Annotated in this window: 10 protein-coding genes; 6 read left to right on the top strand and 4 right to left on the bottom strand. The window is 61.5% G+C overall.

The features are described 5' to 3' along the window. Positions 1-40: 40 nt before the first annotated feature. From aroQ to CFE47_RS27050, 3 genes are all read right to left on the bottom strand, one after another. Positions 41-496 carry a type II 3-dehydroquinate dehydratase gene (gene aroQ, locus CFE47_RS27060; protein ID WP_056860456.1) on the bottom strand — a complete coding sequence of 152 codons (456 nt, stop codon included), beginning with the start codon at positions 494-496 and terminating at the stop codon, positions 41-43. Between the two features lie 297 nt (positions 497-793). Continuing rightward, positions 794-1342 (bottom strand): methyl-accepting chemotaxis protein, encoded by a 549-nt coding sequence (locus CFE47_RS31900; RefSeq protein WP_502695524.1) that lies wholly within the window; start codon positions 1340-1342, stop codon positions 794-796. 1466 nt (positions 1343-2808) lie between these two features. Then, complete coding sequence (locus CFE47_RS27050) at positions 2809-4479, bottom strand: response regulator (RefSeq protein WP_286841721.1); 1671 nt, start codon at positions 4477-4479, stop codon at positions 2809-2811. Positions 4480-4869: 390 nt separating this feature from the next. Here CFE47_RS27050 and CFE47_RS27045 point away from each other — a divergent pair, with 390 nt between their 5' ends. The 5 genes from CFE47_RS27045 (at position 4870) to CFE47_RS27025 (ending at position 10056) form a co-directional block, all read left to right on the top strand. Beyond that, complete coding sequence (locus CFE47_RS27045) at positions 4870-5847, top strand: DUF2333 family protein (RefSeq protein WP_376750077.1); 978 nt, start codon at positions 4870-4872, stop codon at positions 5845-5847. A 2-nt stretch (positions 5848-5849) separates the two neighbouring features. After that, on the top strand, positions 5850-6386 hold the full coding sequence (locus tag CFE47_RS27040; RefSeq protein ID WP_286841719.1) for an NUDIX hydrolase: 537 nt from the start codon (positions 5850-5852) through the stop codon (positions 6384-6386). 193 nt (positions 6387-6579) lie between these two features. Next, positions 6580-6951 carry a translation initiation factor Sui1 gene (locus CFE47_RS27035; protein ID WP_005784408.1) on the top strand — a complete coding sequence of 124 codons (372 nt, stop codon included), beginning with the start codon at positions 6580-6582 and terminating at the stop codon, positions 6949-6951. A gap of 144 nt (positions 6952-7095) precedes the next feature. Then, positions 7096-9009 (top strand): arginine decarboxylase, encoded by a 1914-nt coding sequence (gene speA / locus CFE47_RS27030; protein WP_185705254.1) that lies wholly within the window; start codon positions 7096-7098, stop codon positions 9007-9009. A gap of 153 nt (positions 9010-9162) precedes the next feature. Further along, positions 9163-10056: an alpha/beta hydrolase gene (locus CFE47_RS27025; RefSeq protein WP_286841730.1), complete on the top strand. Its 894-nt coding sequence runs from the start codon at positions 9163-9165 to the stop codon at positions 10054-10056. On the opposite strand, the gene CFE47_RS27020 is transcribed toward CFE47_RS27025, so the two are convergent. Continuing rightward, complete coding sequence (locus CFE47_RS27020) at positions 10001-11338, bottom strand: MATE family efflux transporter (RefSeq protein WP_286841717.1); 1338 nt, start codon at positions 11336-11338, stop codon at positions 10001-10003. The two genes, CFE47_RS27025 and CFE47_RS27020, sit on opposite strands and share 56 nt — an antisense overlap. 210 nt (positions 11339-11548) lie before the next feature. On the opposite strand from CFE47_RS27020, the gene CFE47_RS27015 reads away from it, so the two are divergent. After that, a complete protein-coding gene (locus CFE47_RS27015) occupies positions 11549-16444 on the top strand; it encodes an alpha-2-macroglobulin family protein (protein ID WP_286841715.1) in 4896 nt (1631 codons plus the stop codon). The last annotated feature ends 29 nt before the right edge of the window (positions 16445-16473 follow it).

Here is a 16473-nt window from a genome sequence, read left to right as displayed (position 1 = left end):
CTTTACGGATATCCATGAATCATCAACTCCCAAGGGTCGGTCAGGGGCGCTTGGCCGGTTGTTCAAGTTGTTCCAGGGCGGCCTCCAGGGCCAGTCGGTAACCGCTGGCGCCAAGGCCGCAGATCACACCTACCGCTACATCGGAGAAGTAGGAGTGATGGCGGAAAGCTTCGCGTTTGTGCACGTTCGACAAATGCACTTCGATGAATGGGATGCTCACCGCCAGCAGCGCGTCACGTAATGCAACGCTTGTATGCGTAAAAGCGGCGGGATTGATCAGAATAAAGTCCACACCTTCGCCGCGCGCGGCATGGATGCGATCAATCAATTCGTACTCGGCATTGCTTTGCAGGTAGAGCAGATGGTGGCCGGCTTCACGGGCCCTGCGTTCCAGATCGAGGTTGATCTGTTCCAGGGTGACTGCCCCGTAGACGCCCGGTTCACGGGTGCCGAGCAGGTTCAGGTTGGGTCCGTGTAGAACCAGAAAGGTCGCCATCGGCTGTTCCTTGTTATTGATGTGGGTACGGCAGAACCCGGCGACTATGCCGCAAAGCCTTTGTGACTGTCCAGTTCTATGCAGTAGGCAGCACGATTAGCGAGGATAGCGCAAAATTTGTGACTAGGGCCCTCGATCCGGTCATTGGTGACACGGTTCTGAATACGCAGGAGATCAAATGTGGGAGCGGGCTTGCTCGCGAATGCGGTGTATCAGTCAACACATCCATCACTGACCCTCCGCATTCGCGAGCAAGCCCGCTCCCACATTTTGATCTTCACTTGGCAATGGATCTGGCTAAACGCGAAAGGCCTGCACCGCCGTATTGAGCTGCCCGCCCAGCACCAACAGATGCTCGCCTTGATTTCGCCCATGGCCAATACGCAGCAGGTTGTCTTCACCCAACTGATGAATCCGCTCGCTGTTGTCGCGAATCTCACTGACGGCGCCACTTTGCTGTGCGGTCACATCGGCAATCCGCACTGCTGTGTCGGAGATGGTCTGGATCGCACCGACGATCTCATCCAGCGCACCGTCCGCCGCCTGGGCCTGCTGGGCGGTGGCTTCGGCGTGTTCGACTTGCGCCCGCATGCCTTGCACCGATTGGTGCGCGGCGCTTTGCAGGCCGGCGATCAGCGTCTGAATTTCCGCTGTGGCACCGGCAGTGCGCTGCGCCAGCGAGCGTACTTCGTCGGCAACCACCGCAAACCCTCGTCCTGCCTCGCCTGCGCGGGCGGCTTCAATCGCTGCGTTGAGGGCCAGCAAGTTGGTTTGGTCGGCAATCGAACGAATCACCGTGAGCACGCCGCCGATGGTGGCGGATTCTTCGGCGAGTTTTTCGATCATCTGCGCATTTTGCTGAACTTCATCCACCAGTGCGTGCAGTCCGGTCAGGCTCAGGCCTATCACGCGTTGGCCTTGTTCAACCGCTTCACCCGCGCTGCGGCTGGCATCGGCGGCCTGGCTGGCGTCGCCCGCCACTTGTTGGATGGTCGCCTCCAGTTCGCCGAGTGAATCGCGGATCTGCGCAGTGTCCCCAGCCTGGCGCTCGGCGCCGTCGTGCAGGCCGCTGCTCAGTTCGGCGAGGGCGCGGCTGCTGCCGGCGACTTCTTCGGCATTGCCGCGAATGGTGCCCACCAGATCCACTAGGTAGGCGCGCAGGCGATTCAGGGAGGCTTCGATATCGTGCAGTTCACGGTTGGTCTTGCCCAAGGCAATCGGTTGGCTGAAGTCGCCTTCGGCCCAGGTCGACAGGGCGGGTGCCAGGTTGGTCAGCACGCGAGCCAGGCGGCGTTGCAAGGTGTCGATGAGCAGCGCGATCAGCAGGATCAGGCCGATCATCACCCCTTGCATCACCCGCACTTCGCCCTGGATCTTGCCGTGCTGGGCGCGCACCACCGGCTCCAGGCCGGCGATGGCGTGTTGCACGGCGTTGATTTTCAGGTGGGTGGCGTTGGCCAGGTCGGCGCGTTGCTGGATCTGCTCGCGGGTGCGCTTGAGTTCGGCGGGGTAGCGGGTCAGCAGGCTGTTGAGTTCGCGCTTGAGGTCGACGCCGGTGTCCTGGGTTTCAGCTTTTTCGCTGTTTTCCAGGCCCATCAGGGCGGAGAAATCATCGGCGCTGGATTCGGCGCTGGCCTTCACGCCGAGCAGCGGCAGGTGTTCCAGCAGGTCGGCCTGGCTGCGGATATTGCTGACTTCGCGTTCCACATCGTCGGCCAGTTCCGCGCGGCCGCTGCTCACCAATTTGTCGCGGGCCAGGGACAGCTTGCCCAAGTGTTGAGAGGCGGCCAGCAATGGCGGCAGATAACGTGCCGCATCAGCGGAATTCACGCCTAGGGCGTACTGACTCAGTTGCTCCAGGTTCGCGCCCAACTCGCGCTCGGCCTGCAACAGCAGCGCTTGCGGGTCGCCGGCCAGCTTGCCGGCGGCCAGCAGGTCGGTCTTGCTGAAGGTGTCCAGGTCCACCAGGCTCGGGCGCAGGTTTTGCGCCAGCTCGGCGGGCAGATCGTCCAGGTGTTGCAGCAGGCTTTCCAGGCTCTGGCTGGCACTGCTCAAACGCAGGGCGTCGCCGCTGGCCAGGTAGTCGTCGATGTTACGCGCGGCTTGGTTCTGGAAGGACTGGGACAGGCCCAGGTAACGCTCCATCAGCAGATACGGCCGTTCCAGCGCCTGTTGCGACCACCAGAGCGTCGCCCCAAGTGCCAGGCACACGGCCACCAGAAGAAGGGTGTTGAGATTGGTCAGCAGCTTCAGGCGCATGCGTGGTTTCAACCGACAGCAAAAGATAAGTGCCTGAAGTTATTGCGTTTCCGTTACAGAGTTATGACGGAATCAGTGGATTCCGGTGAAAAGGTGGCACTTTGCTTTGACGTGCGCGCGGCTTGTACGCGGTTGCGTCCGGCATCCTTGGCGCGGTACAGCGCCTCGTCGGCTTGGGCGGCCATCATCAGGCTGTCGGAACCGTCGCACAGCTCTACCAGCCCAGCGCTGAAGGTGCACCACAAATCCTGAGGCTGCGCGGGGTAGTGAATCTCGGCAAAGCGCCCGCGAATTTCATCCAGCACTTTGCAGGCTGCGTCCAGGTCCGTGTCGGGCATCACGATGGCGAACTCTTCACCGCCGTAGCGCCCGATATAGTCGGTCTTGCGCAAGCGTTGCTTGAGGAACAGCGCGAGGCTCTTGATCACGCGATCGCCCATGGGGTGGCCATGGCTGTCATTGACCCGCTTGAAATGGTCGATGTCGAGCATGGCAAAGCTCAATGGCTTTTTCTCGCGGCGTGCGCGGAAGCTGCAGTCTTCGAGCAATTGCAGGATATGGGTGTGGTTGTACAGCCCGGTCAGGCTGTCGCGCACCATCCGCGCCTTGAGATGGCGTGCACGGGCGGCACGGTTGCGCACGGTGGTGATCAGGTGACGTGGCTTGATCGGCTTGGTGAGGAAGTCGTCGCCGCCTTCGCTCATGGCATCCAGTTGCTTGTCCAGGTCGTCTTCGGCCGACAGGTAGATGATCGGCACACTGACATAGCGGTCGTTATGGCGAATCACCTTGGCCAGTTCGGTACCGGTGCAGGCCGGCATGTACATGTCGAGGATGATCAGGTCGGGCTGGAAATCCGCCAGCTCCGCCATGGCCTGGATCGGTTCGATCAAGGTGCGTGTGACGATGCCGGCGCTGTTGAGCAGCCGCTCGGTGTGCAGCGCCTGGGCGCGTGAGTCGTCGATGATCAGCACTTTGTAGGGGTCGTACTGGGCGACGCAGGTCAGTACTTCGATTTTTTCCAGCAGGCTGGAAGCTTCCAGCGTACCGGTCAGAAACTCTTGCCCCCCGGCGCGCACGGCGGCCAGACGGGTCGGAGTATCGGTTTCATGCAGGCTGAAAAACAGCAGCGGTAGCCTTTGCTCCAGGCCTTCCTGGGCTTGCGCTGCAAGCTTGAGGCCCAGGCCAGCGCCGCAGAAGTCCACATCCATGACAATTGCTGACGGTAGCCGCTCGGCCATGGAAGCCTGAAACGCTTGCACACTGTCGAGGGATTGGGCGCTCATGCCAAAAAATTCGAGCTGCTTGGCCAGGCGTTCGGCGCGGTCGTGATCGGCCAGCATCACGTAGATCGGCTTGCGCATTGGCGGCAGGAAAGTTTGCTCAAGCTGGTCGCCCTGGCGCAGGCCGGTGCGGGACAGGCGTTGCATCAGGCGATTGAGCTCGGTGATCAGGTGGCTGCTGAGGCGCCCGCGGTTTTCGTCCACCGCCTTGAGCGATTCACCGATAGTGCGTGCCAACTGGCCGTGTTCCGGTTGTTCGAAGCGCTCGGCAAAGCGCAGCAGGCGCAAGTTGGCTTCGCTGAGTTCGGCGAGGTCGGTGTTGGACCATTCACTGCGTTGCAGGCGCTGCCAGATCTCAAGAATTTGACGTGCCTGATGAATTACCCGCTGGGCAAAATGGTGCTTGAGGCGCTCACGGCTGGGGTCTTCTGGCTCGGTCATATCCTGACTACTAGTTAGGGTGCATGCTGAGGTCGAACTGATGGCTCTATGCTAGCACCTCTTTTCCAAAGGATGAGTGTCGTACGTCAATAAACTGCATGTCAGCCTAATTCAGTTAGTGACTGGCTGGTCGAACTGCGTAAAAAACCTGCATCCTTTATAGTCGAACGCCAACGCTGGCCCGTTTCGTTATAAAAGCCCCGCACCTGTGGGCACGATGGGGTAGGGTTGTGGTCGGAGTGTTTGAACGCACCCGGACAATTGATGTGCATGAACTCAAGTGATTGAAAGGATATCGCCATGCTGGACTGGAAAAACCGTGCAGGCAGTGCCAAAGGCCCCGCCCCTGAGCCCAAGTCGGCCAACCGTGGCTACTTTCGCAACCTGCTGATGAGCAAAGCCTTGCTCAGCGTGTTGGGTTTGTACCTGTTGGTCACCGGTGCCCTGGGTTGGTACTGGAGCGAAGAACCGGCGCTGTTTCCGGTCCAGCAAAATGCGCAGATTGCTGCCGAGAAAGACGGCAAGCAAATGGTGGTGGGCTTTACCACCGTCGAAACCCTCAAGACTGTCGTGGGCACCTTGCTGAACAAGCCGGGTGGCTACATTTCCAACGACCGTTTCCCGCCGGGCCTGTGGATGGACAACATGCCGAGCTGGGAGTATGGCGTGCTGGTGCAGGTGCGTGATTTGACCCGTGCCCTGCGTAAAGACTTCGCGCGTTCGCAGTCGCAGTCGGCCGAAGACGCCGACTTGGCCAAGGCCGAGCCGCGTTTCAACTTCGATAATAAAAGCTGGGTGTTGCCGTCCAGCGAATCGGAGTACCAGGAAGGCATCAATTCCCTGAGCCGCTATGAAGCGCGCCTGTCTGATCCGAACCAGAAAGGCGCGCTGTTCTATGCCCGCGCCGACAACCTGAACAACTGGCTGGGCGATGTGGCTACCCGCTTGGGCTCGCTGTCGCAACGCCTGTCGGCGAGCGTTGGCCGGGTGAAGTTGAACACCGCGCTGAAAACCGAGGCGCTTGCGCCGGGTGAAGTGCCGCAGGTTGATGAAGAAGTGGTGGAAACCCCATGGATGCAGATCGACAACGTGTTCTACGAAGCCCGTGGCCAGGCGTGGGCCTTGTCCCACTTGCTGCGCGCCATTGAAGTCGACTTCGCCGATGTACTGGCGAAAAAGAACGCGACCGTCAGCGTGCGCCAGATCATTCGTGAGCTGGAAGCCTCGCAGGAACCGGTATGGAGTCCTATGATTCTTAACGGCAGTGGCTTCGGCGTACTGGCGAACCATTCGCTGGTGATGGCCAACTATATTTCCCGGGCAAACGCTGCAGTGATCGACTTGCGTCAGCTCCTCAACCAGGGTTGATGATGGACGCTACTCAAAAAGAGGCTGCACACCGTGCGGCCTCTGATGCTGAACTGATCTGCTGGGTCGACGAACAGGACAACCTGCTCGGCGCCCTGGTCCGGTCGGACCTGCGCCAGCGCGGCTTGATCGGCCGCTGCACCTTTATCTTCCTGTTCAACTCGGCCGGCGAGCTGTGCGTGCATCGGCGCACCCTGAGCAAAGCCATGTACCCCGGTTTTTGGGACACGGCGGCGGGGGGCATGGTGGCGGCGGGGGAGAGTTATGCCGATTCGGCCGCTCGAGAACTGGAAGAAGAACTAGGGGTAGGCGGGGTGGAGCTGGTCGAACATGACCACTTCTACTTTGAGGATGGCGACAGCCGGCTCTGGTGTACGTCCTACTCCGCCGTGTGGGACGGCGCCCTGCATTTACAGCCTGAAGAAGTCATGGAAGCACGCTTTTTGCCCATCGAAAGCGTCCTGCAAGAAGCGCAGCAAAAGCCTTACTGCCCCGACGCCCAAGAGGGCTTGCGCCGCTATCTGGCCTCGCGTCGCTAAAGTTGCATAAATTGGCGCCATTTGGCCCTTAGCAAGTCGGCTTTTTGCCGTTACACTGCGCGACTTTTCACCCGAGCCGTCCTGCTATGGAGCAGGCCGGTCCGGTAGCGCTGCCCCTGCCTGAGTGGGGCTTCGCGGTCGGTGTTCCCTTCGCGGGTGCCGATCAGTCTTTGTCCTCCCAAGAGGATTGCCGGTGGCCAAAAAAGCCGCATCCTTCGCCGCCCTTGGTGGCCTGGTATTTTCCACCGACGCAGGTCGACACTGCCCGGACTGTCGTCAGCCCGTGGATTCGTGTACCTGCAAACAGACCCTGATCCCTGAAGGCGACGGTATTGCCCGCGTGCGACGCGAGAGCAAAGGCCGTGGCGGCAAGACGGTGACCACCATCACCGGCGTGCCGTTGGCCGAAGATGCCCTGAAGGAGCTGGCCACCACGCTGAAAAAGCGTTGTGGCACCGGTGGCGCGTTGAAAGACGGCGTCATCGAGATCCAGGGCGATCACGTCGAGTTGCTGTTGGCCGAGCTGATCAAGCTCGGGTACAAGGCCAAGAAGTCCGGCGGCTGAAAGCCTCTTCCCGACCTGTGTCTAAACTCTGTCCTGCGCGTGGGGTCCTACCTTGCACGCAGGCAAATCGTCATTTTCATTCTTTAGACTGCGCCAGCCTCTGATAGGGGGCGGTGCCTTCGACTTCATTTATAGGGGACTTCGATGTCCGTACGACGCACACGCAAAGACGATGGCAGCCAATGGACAGTTGCGGACAGCCGCAGTGTTTACGGGATTCGCCATTGGGGGGCCGGGTATTTCGCGATCAATGATGCCGGTCGCGTTGAAGTCCGTCCGAACGGCCCGAACAGCACGCCCGTTGATTTGTACGAGCAAGTCGACGAACTGCGCAAAAGCGGTCTGTCGCTGCCATTGCTGGTGCGCTTCCCCGATATCCTGCAAGACCGTGTACGCCAGCTGACCGGCGCGTTCGATGCGAACATCGAGCGCCTGGAATACCAGAGCAAGTACACCGCGCTGTACCCGATCAAGGTGAACCAGCAGGAAGCGGTGATCGAGAACATCATCGCCACCCAGAACGTGTCCATCGGCCTCGAAGCCGGTTCCAAGCCCGAGCTGCTGGCCGTGCTGGCCCTGGCGCCTAAGGGCGGCACCATCGTCTGCAACGGTTACAAGGACCGTGAGTTCATCCGCCTGGCGCTGATGGGCCAGAAGCTGGGCCACAACGTGTTCATCGTGATCGAGAAAGAATCCGAAGTCGGCCTGGTGATCGAAGAGGCTGCCAGCCTCAAGGTCAAGCCACAGGTCGGGCTGCGTGTGCGTTTGTCGTCGCTGGCGTCGAGCAAGTGGGCGGACACCGGTGGCGAGAAGTCCAAGTTCGGTTTGTCGGCGGCGCAGTTGCTGTCGGTGGTCGAGCGCTTCCGCGCTGCGGGCCTGGACCAGGGCATTCGCCTGCTGCACTTCCACATGGGCTCGCAGATCGCCAACCTGGCCGACTACCAGCACGGCTTCAAGGAAGCCATTCGTTACTACGGCGAACTGCGCAACCTCGGCCTGCCGGTGGACCACATCGACGTCGGCGGCGGCCTGGGCGTGGACTACGACGGTACTCACTCGCGTAACGCCAGCTCCATCAACTACGACATGGACGACTACGCCGGCGTGGTGGTGGGCATGCTCAAGGAATTCTGCGACGCGCAGAGCCTGCCGCACCCGCACATCTTCTCCGAAAGCGGCCGTTCCCTGACCGCCCACCACGCCATGCTGGTGGTGCAAGTCACCGACGTCGAGAAGCACAACGACGACGTGCCGTTGATCGAGAACAAGGAAGCCCTGCCGGAAACCGTGCAATGGCTGGTGGACCTGCTGGGCCCGACCGACATCGAGATGGTTACCGAAACCTACTGGCGCGCCACCCACTACATGAGTGACGTGGCCACCCAATACGCCGATGGCAAGCTGACCCTGGCGGAAAAAGCCCTGGCCGAGCAATGCTACTTCGCCGTGTGCCGTCGCCTGCACAACTCATTGAAAGCCCGCCAGCGTTCGCACCGCCAAGTGCTGGACGAACTCAACGACAAGCTGGCCGACAAGTACATCTGCAACTTTTCGGTGTTCCAGAGCCTGCCAGACACCTGGGCCATCGGCCAGGTCTTGCCGATCCTGCCGCTGCACCGTCTGGATGAAGAGCCGTTGCGTCGTGCGGTATTGCAGGACCTGACCTGCGACTCCGACGGCAAGATCAAGCAGTACGTCGACGAGCAGTCCATCGAGACCAGCTTGCCGGTGCACGCCTTGAACGAAGGTGAAGACTACTTGCTGGGTATCTTCCTGGTGGGTGCCTACCAGGAAATTCTCGGCGACATGCACAACCTGTTCGGTGACACCGACTCGGTGAACATCTACCAGCGTGAAGACGGTTCGGTGTACAGCGCCGGTATCGAGACCCACGACACCATCGAAGACATGCTGCGCTATGTGCACTTGTCGCCGGAGGAGTTGATGACTCACTACCGTGACAAGTGCGCGAGCGCGAAGATCAGTGCGAGTGAGCGTACCCAGTTCCTGGATGCGTTGCGCCTGGGCCTGACGCGGTCTTCGTACCTGTCCTCGTAAGTGAAGTGACCCGGTTCTAATGTGGGAGCCGGGCTTGCCCGCGATGGCGGTGTGTCAGTGCAGGATTTTTGTCTGATACATCGCTATCGCAGGCAAGCCAGCTCCCACATTTGGATCTTCATCTGGTAGTACCTTCTGTGTGGGGTCTGGATGATGTTGAGCAAATGGCTGCAAGCATTCACCCTGGCAATCGCCGCATTCCTTGCGGCCTGCTCCCCCATCAAAGTGCTCAATGCACTCACCCCCTCCAGCACCTTCACCAAAACTTCAGCCATCGCTTACGGCGATGACCCGCGCCAGAAACTCGATATCTACCGCCCTGTCCCCGCTATCTCCGCCGCGCCCGTGGTGGTGTTTTTCTACGGTGGCAGTTGGAACTCAGGCTCCAAGGAAGATTACGGTTTCGTCGGCGAAGCCCTCGCCTCTCGCGGCATCGTGGTGGTGATCGCCGACTACCGGCTTTACCCGCAGGTGCGTTACCCCGCCTTTCTCCAGGACGGCGCCCAGGCGGTGGCCTGGACACATCAACATATCGCCGACTTCGGTGCCGACCCCAAGCAGCTCTACGTGATGGGCCATAGCTCAGGCGCCTACAACGCCTCGATGTTGGCACTGGATGCACGCTGGCTGAATGCGGTGGGCTTGTCGCCCTCACTCTTCAAGGGCTGGATCGGCCTGGCCGGGCCGTATGACTTCCTGCCGATTGAAAACCGCGACGTTCGGCCGGTGTTTTTCTATCCGGATTCGCCGCCCGAGTCCCAGCCAATCAATCACGTCAGCGCCGGTGCACCGCCCACGCTGTTGATCGCCTCGACGGATGACGATCTGGTCAACCCGACGCGCAATACCGGTGGCTTGGCCAATAAGTTGCGGGCAGCCGGTGTACCGGTTGAGGTGTTCTACTTCAGCAAAACCAGCCATGCGACGCTGGTGGCCTCGATCTCCAGGCCGCTACGTTGGCTGGCGCCGGTCTTGGATAGGGTGACTGGGTTTATCCAAGCCACTGGTTCTGCCGATTCAAGCGCCAGGCAATCGCCCACAGAGTAAGGCTGCGCAGGGCCATGAACAGCAGGAAGGTTATCCACAGGCCGTGGTTGCCCACGCTTTGCAGCGCCCAGGCGAAGGGCAGCGTCAGCAGCACCGTCAGCAGCATGCCATTGCGCATTTCCCGCGCGCGGGTGGCGCCGATGAACAGGCCGTCCAGCAGGTAACTCCACACCGCAATCAACGGCAGCACAGCCAGATAGGGCAGGTAGATATCAGCGGTTTCGCGCACGCTGGGGATATCGGTTTGCATGGCGATAAACAGGTGCCCGCCAACGGTGAACAGCAAGGCAAAACCGACGCTGGCGATCAGTGACCAACCGCCGGCCACCACCAGTGAGCGGCGCAAAGCTTGGCGGTCATGAGCGCCGATGGCGTGGCCACACAGTGCTTCGACGGCGTGGGCCAAACCGTCCAGGGCGTGTGCCGTCAGCAGCAGGCCGTTGAGCAACAGCGCATTGGCGGCCACGGTGGCATCGCCCAGGCGTGCGCCTTGCACCGTGATCATGAAAAACACCGATTGCAGCGCCAGGCTGCGGATGAAAATGTCGCGGTTCACTGCCAACAATGGGCGCCAGCTCTGCCACCGTTTCAATGCAGCCCAGGCGATATGCCCGGGGTAGGCGCGCAGGGCTTTTTGCGTGAGCGCAAGACCGAGCAGGGCGCCGGTCCATTCAGCCACGACGGACGCCCGCGCCGAACCCACCACCCCCCAATCCAGGCCGAGTACAAACCACAGGTTCAGGGCGATGTTGACCAGGTTGGTGGTCAGCAGAATCGCCAGCGGCGCGCGCGCGTTTTGCGTACCGAGGAACCAGCCCACCAGCGCGTAACTTGCCAGGGCCGCAGGCAGGCCGAACAGGCGGGTGTGGAAAAAGTCCTGCGTCAGTTGATTGAGTTCGGGGGAGGGCTGCATCCATTCCAGGGCCAGATGGCTCAGCGGAATGCCCACGGTACCCAGCAGCATCGCCAGCCCCAGCGCCAACAGCAGACCTTGCAGCAGAATTTGCCGCAGCGCGGCGCCGTCGTTGCGCCCGGCCGCTTGGGCGGCAAAACCGGTGGAGCCCATGCGCAGGAAACCCATGGCCCAGGCCAGAAATGTGTACAAGCTGGCGCCGACAGCAACGGCGCCCAACTGATGGGCATGGGGCAGATGGCCGATGACCATGCTGTCGACCAACGCCACCAAGGGCACCGAGATGTTCGACAGAATCATCGGCGCGGCCAGGGCCCATACGTTGCGGTGGGTGGGGCGGTGACGCCAGTCGGTGAGTAGGGTGGACATGCAGGCTCCTAGGGGGAGTGGCATTGTAACCGTCCCTCAACAACACAGCAGGACCAATGTGGGGGCTGGCTTGTGTGTGGGATTTGGCTTGGCTTGATGCCTTCCCCGAACCAATCCACCCTCCGTCGGTCAATGTGACCAGCATCCCATCGGCCCCACCCAGGCTGATATATAGTTCACCCCTCGGACCCCTCTCACTACGAGTGCCCCATGCTTAACAAAGGATTGTTCCTGGCCTGCGCGCTGGCCCTGCTGAGCGCCTGCGACTCTTCCGATAAACCGGCTGCCCCGGCTGCTCCAGCGGCGACGGTTGCGCCCAAACCTGCGAAAGCGGCGGTGGATGTGGCGGCGCTGAAGCAGCGTTATGCCGGGCGTGAGTTGAGTGTGGTGGATGTGTCCGAAGTGCAACTCGACGGGGCCAGTACCCTGTCGGTGAGCTTTTCCATTCCGTTGGACCCCGATCAGAAGTTTGCCGACAAGCTCCACTTGGTGGACAGCAAGTCGGGCAAGGTCGATGGCGCCTGGGAAATCTCCGACAACCTCATGGAATTGCGTCTGCGACATCTGGAGCCGCAGCGCAAGCTGGTGCTGACGGTGGACGCTGGTGTGAAGGCCGTCAATGGCAACGCACTCGCCGCCGAGTACATCGCCCGCCTGGAAACCCGTGATCTGCAAGCCACCGTCGGCTTCGCCAGCCGTGGCACCTTGCTGCCGACGCGCCTGGCCGAAGGCCTGCCGGTGATCGCGTTGAACGTCGACAAGATCGACGTCGAGTTCTTCCGCATCAAGCCCGACTCCCTGCCGTCGTTCCTGGCGCGGTGGGGGCGCACTACCAGCCTGCAAAGTTATGAGTCCCGCGAACTGCTGCCCATGGCGGATCTGGTCTACGGTGGCCGTTTCGATTTGAACCCGGCGCGCAACACCCGCGAGACCCTGTTGCTGCCTATCGCCGGCCTCAAGCAATTGCAGCAGCCAGGCGTGTACCTGGCAGTGATGCGCGCCTCTGGCACCTACAACTATTCACAACCGGCCACGTTGTTCACCTTGAGTGATATCGGCCTGTCGGTGCACCGCTATGCCCATCGCCTGGATGTCTTCACCCAGGCACTGGAGGGCGGCAAGGCGCTGGATGGCGTTGACCTTGAAGTGCTCGATGCCAATGGCCGAGTGGTCGGCCAAGGCAAAACCGAAAAAGGCGGCCATGCCGAGTTGCCGTTGCCGAAAAATGCCCAGGTGCTGCTGGCCAAGCAAGGTGAACAGACCAGCATGCTGCGCCTGGACAGTGCCGCATTGGACCTGGCGGAGTTCGATATCGGTGGTCAACCGTCCCATCCCTTGCAGTTCTTTGTGTTCGGCCCGCGTGACCTGTATCGCCCTGGCGAAACCGTGCTGCTCAATGCGCTGCTGCGGGACAAGGATGGCAACGCCGTCAAACCGCAACCGGTGAGCGTCGAAGTGCGTCGCCCGGATGAACAGGTGAGTCGCAAGTTTGTGTGGGAGGCCGACGCCTCCGGTCTCTATCAGTATCCGCTGCAACTGGCCGGCGAGGCGCCGACCGGGCGCTGGCAGTTGGTGTTCAACCTGGGTGACGGCAAGCCGCAATTGTATGAGTTCCTCGTCGAAGACTTCCTGCCCGAGCGGCTCGCATTGGAGCTCAAGGGCAGCGATACGCCATTGAGTCCGGCGGATAACCCGGTGATTCAGGTCAACGGTCGCTACCTCTACGGCGCACCGGCGTCCGGCAACCGGGTCAGCGGCCAAGTGTATGTGCGGCCGTTGCGCGAGGCGGTCAAGTCCCTGCCGGGTTATCAGTTCGGCTCTGTCACGGAAGAAGAACTGAGCCAGGATTTTGAACTGGACGAAAGCGTCCTCGACGCCAAGGGCCAGGAAGCACTGACCCTGGAAAGCAAATGGGCCGACGCCAAGTCGCCCCTGCAACTGATCGTGCAGGCCAGCCTGCAAGAGTCGGGCGGGCGGCCGATCACTCGCCGTCTGGTGCAACCGATCTGGCCGGCCAAACAACTGCCGGGCTTGCGTGGCTTGTTTGACGGCAAGGAAACCAATGGCGATGGCCCGGCGGAATTCGAAGTGTTGCTGGCCAACCAGGATGGGCAGAAGCTCGCCGCACAAAACCTCAAGGTGCGCCTGGTACGCGAGCGTCGTGACTACTACTGGAACTACTCCGAGAGCGATGGCTGGAGTTACCACTTCAACGAAAAATTCCTCAACCTCGATGAGCAGACCCTGAACATCAAGGCTGGCGACACCGCCAAGGTCAGCTTCCAGGTGGAGTGGGGCCCGTACCGTGTCGAGGTTGAAGACCCGCAGACCGGGTTGGTCAGCAGCCTGCGCTTCTGGGCTGGCTACCAGGCCCAGGACAACACCGAAGGCGGCGCCGTGCGCCCCGACCAGGTCAAGCTGGCGCTGGACAAACCGGCGTATGGCGATGGCGATACTGCCAACGTCACCGTCACCCCACCCGCTGCCGGCAAAGGCTACCTGCTGGTGGAGTCCGCCGAAGGCCCGTTGTGGTGGCAGGAAATCGATGTGCCGGCAGAGGGCAAGACCTTCGCCGTGAAGCTCGACCCGAAATGGTCGCGTCATGATTTGTACCTGAGCGCCCTGGTGATTCGTCCCGGTGAGCGCAAAGCCAATATCACGCCCAAACGTGCGGTCGGCCTGCTGCATCTGCCGCTGGATCGCACCCAGCGCAAACTTGGGCTGACCCTCACCGCACCGGAGAAGATGCGCCCCAAACAACCACTGACGGTGAAGATCGCCGCCAAGAATGCCGACGGCAGCGTGCCGAAACAGGTGCATGTACTGGTGGCGGCGGTGGACGTGGGCATCCTCAATATCACCGAATACCCGACGCCCGACCCGTACTCCAGCCTGTTTGGCCGTAAGGCCTACGGTGTGGACCAGTTCGACGTCTACGGCCAGTTGATCGAAGCCGGGCAGGGCCGTTTGGCCAGCCTGGCGTTTGGTGGCGATGCGGCGCTGGCCAAGGGTGGCAAACGCCCGGACACCAGCGTGACCATCGTCGCCCTGCAAAGCGCGCCGGTGACCTTGAATGAGCAAGGCGAGGGCGAAGTCAGCGTCAACATTCCCGATTTCAACGGCGAACTGCGCTTGATGGCCCAGGCCTGGAGCGATGATCGCTACGGCATGGCCGAAGCCAAGACGGTGATTGCTGCACCGTTGATTGCCGAACTGTCGGCACCGCGCTTCCTTGCCGGTGGCGACCAGACCACGTTGGCGCTGGACCTGTCCAACCTGTCGGGCAAGGCGCAGACGCTCGATGTGCGCGTGAGTGTCGAAGGGCAGCTCGAACCAGTCGATGAAGGTGGACAGCGCGTCGAACTGAAACAAGGCCAGCGCACCACGCTGCGTATCCCGGTGAAAGCCTGGGGCGGCTTGGGGCAGGGTAAGGTCAAGGTCACGGTGAATGGCCTGGACCTGCCGGGCGAGAACCTGCCGCCGTTCAGCCGTGAGTGGACCCTGGGCGTGCGCCCAGCGTATCCGGCATTGCTCAAGCATTACCGCGCGGTGCTCAAGGATCAGCCGTGGAACCTGCCGCCGGGCGCGCTGGATCAATTCGACGCCTCGGGACGTGAGGCATTGCTGAGCCTGTCGAGCCGGCCACCGTTGAACCTTGGTGCGCAGATCAGTGCGCTCAAGGCGTATCCCTACGGTTGCCTGGAACAGACGGCCAGCGGCTTGTATCCGTCGCTGTATGCCGACGACGCGTTGCTCAAGCGCCTGTCGATCAAGGGTGAGTCGGATGCCGAGCGCAAGCGCAAGATCGAAATCGGCATCGAGCGCCTGCTGGGCATGCAGCGCTACAACGGCAGCTTTGGCTTGTGGGGCGCCGATGGCGAAGAAGAATATTGGCTGACGGCTTACGTCACTGACTTCCTGCTGCGCGCCCGCGACCAGGGTTTTGCCGTGCCGCCTGAGGCCCTGAAAAAGGCCAGCGAGCGCCTGCTGCGCTATGTGCAGGAGCGCAACCTGATCGAGGTCGATTACAGCGATAACGCCGACCACACCCGCTTTGCCGTGCAGGCCTACGCCGGCATGGTGTTGGCGCGCAGCCAGCAAGCGCCGCTGGGCGCGTTGCGCAGCCTGTTCGAACGACGCACCGATGCACGCTCCGGTTTGCCGCTGGTGCAGTTGGCTATCGCGCTGCAAAAGATGGGCGATCAACCGCGTGCGGATCAGGCGTTGCAGGCCGGTCTGGCGACGCAACGTAACGCCAATGAATGGCTGGCCGACTACGGCAGTCCATTACGCGATCAGGCGATGATCCTGGCCTTGCTGGAAGAGAACGACCTGGCCAAGGGCAAGCGCGAGGAGCGTTTGTTCACGCTGTCGGACCAGTTGGCGGCCAGTCCGTACCTGTCGACCCAGGAGCGTAATTCGCTGTTCCTGGCCGGGCGCTTGGGGTTCGCCAAGCCTGAGGCAGACTGGAAAGTACTGCTCGATGGCAGTGGCGGCGTGCATGAACTGAACAACCAGCAGTCGACGCTGGAGCTGGAGGGCAAGCTGCTGTCTGGCAACTTGAGCCTGACCAATCAAAGCGAGACGCCGGTGTATCAGCAACTGACCGTTTCGGGTTATCCACAAGTGCCGCCGACGGCGGGTGGGGATAACTTGAGCATCCGCCGCGACTACCTGGGCATGAACGGCCAGCCGCTGAACCTGCGCAACCTCAATAGCGGCGACCTGGTGCTGGTGCACCTGGCGGTGAGCGCCAAGCAGCGTGTGCCGGATGCGTTGGTAGTCGACCTGTTGCCGGCCGGCCTGGAACTGGAGAACCAGAACCTGGCCCAAAGCGCGGCCAGCCTGGAAAACGCCAGCAGCCAGGTGAAGGAATGGCGCGAATCGATGCAGAACGCCTCGCTCAAGCACCAGGAGTTCCGGGATGATCGTTACGTGGCGGCGCTGAACCTGGATGGGTATGGCACCACGCACTTGCTGTACCTGGCGCGTGCGGTGACACCGGGCACGTACCGTGTGCCGCCGCCGCAGGTGGAGTCGATGTATCGGCCGAACTGGCAGGCGGTGGGCGAAACCCCGGCGGACCTGGTGATCAAGGGGCGCTGATATCTCAATTTGAAATGCAGGCCAAATGT

It is taken from the genome of Pseudomonas sp. PGPPP1 (assembly GCF_002255865.1).
Classification (GTDB): domain Bacteria; phylum Pseudomonadota; class Gammaproteobacteria; order Pseudomonadales; family Pseudomonadaceae; genus Aquipseudomonas; species Aquipseudomonas cremoris.
The sequence above is the reverse complement of the archived record's forward strand: the minus strand, read 5'-3'. Positions and strand labels throughout refer to the sequence as shown.

Excerpts from the sequence above, each read along its gene's own strand:
- aroQ (WP_056860456.1), bottom strand. The coding sequence starts at position 496 with ATGGCGACCTTTCTGGTTCTACACGGACCCAACCTGAACCTGCTCGGC.
- speA (WP_185705254.1), top strand. The coding sequence starts at position 7,096 with ATGTCCGTACGACGCACACGCAAAGACGATGGCAGCCAATGGACAGTT.
- CFE47_RS31900 (WP_502695524.1), bottom strand. The coding sequence starts at position 1,342 with ATGATCGAAAAACTCGCCGAAGAATCCGCCACCATCGGCGGCGTGCTC.
- CFE47_RS27015 (WP_286841715.1), top strand. The coding sequence starts at position 11,549 with ATGCTTAACAAAGGATTGTTCCTGGCCTGCGCGCTGGCCCTGCTGAGC.
- CFE47_RS27050 (WP_286841721.1), bottom strand. The coding sequence starts at position 4,479 with ATGACCGAGCCAGAAGACCCCAGCCGTGAGCGCCTCAAGCACCATTTT.
- CFE47_RS27045 (WP_376750077.1), top strand. The coding sequence starts at position 4,870 with ATGAGCAAAGCCTTGCTCAGCGTGTTGGGTTTGTACCTGTTGGTCACC.
- CFE47_RS27040 (WP_286841719.1), top strand. The coding sequence starts at position 5,850 with ATGGACGCTACTCAAAAAGAGGCTGCACACCGTGCGGCCTCTGATGCT.
- CFE47_RS27025 (WP_286841730.1), top strand. The coding sequence starts at position 9,163 with ATGTTGAGCAAATGGCTGCAAGCATTCACCCTGGCAATCGCCGCATTC.
- CFE47_RS27020 (WP_286841717.1), bottom strand. The coding sequence starts at position 11,338 with ATGTCCACCCTACTCACCGACTGGCGTCACCGCCCCACCCACCGCAAC.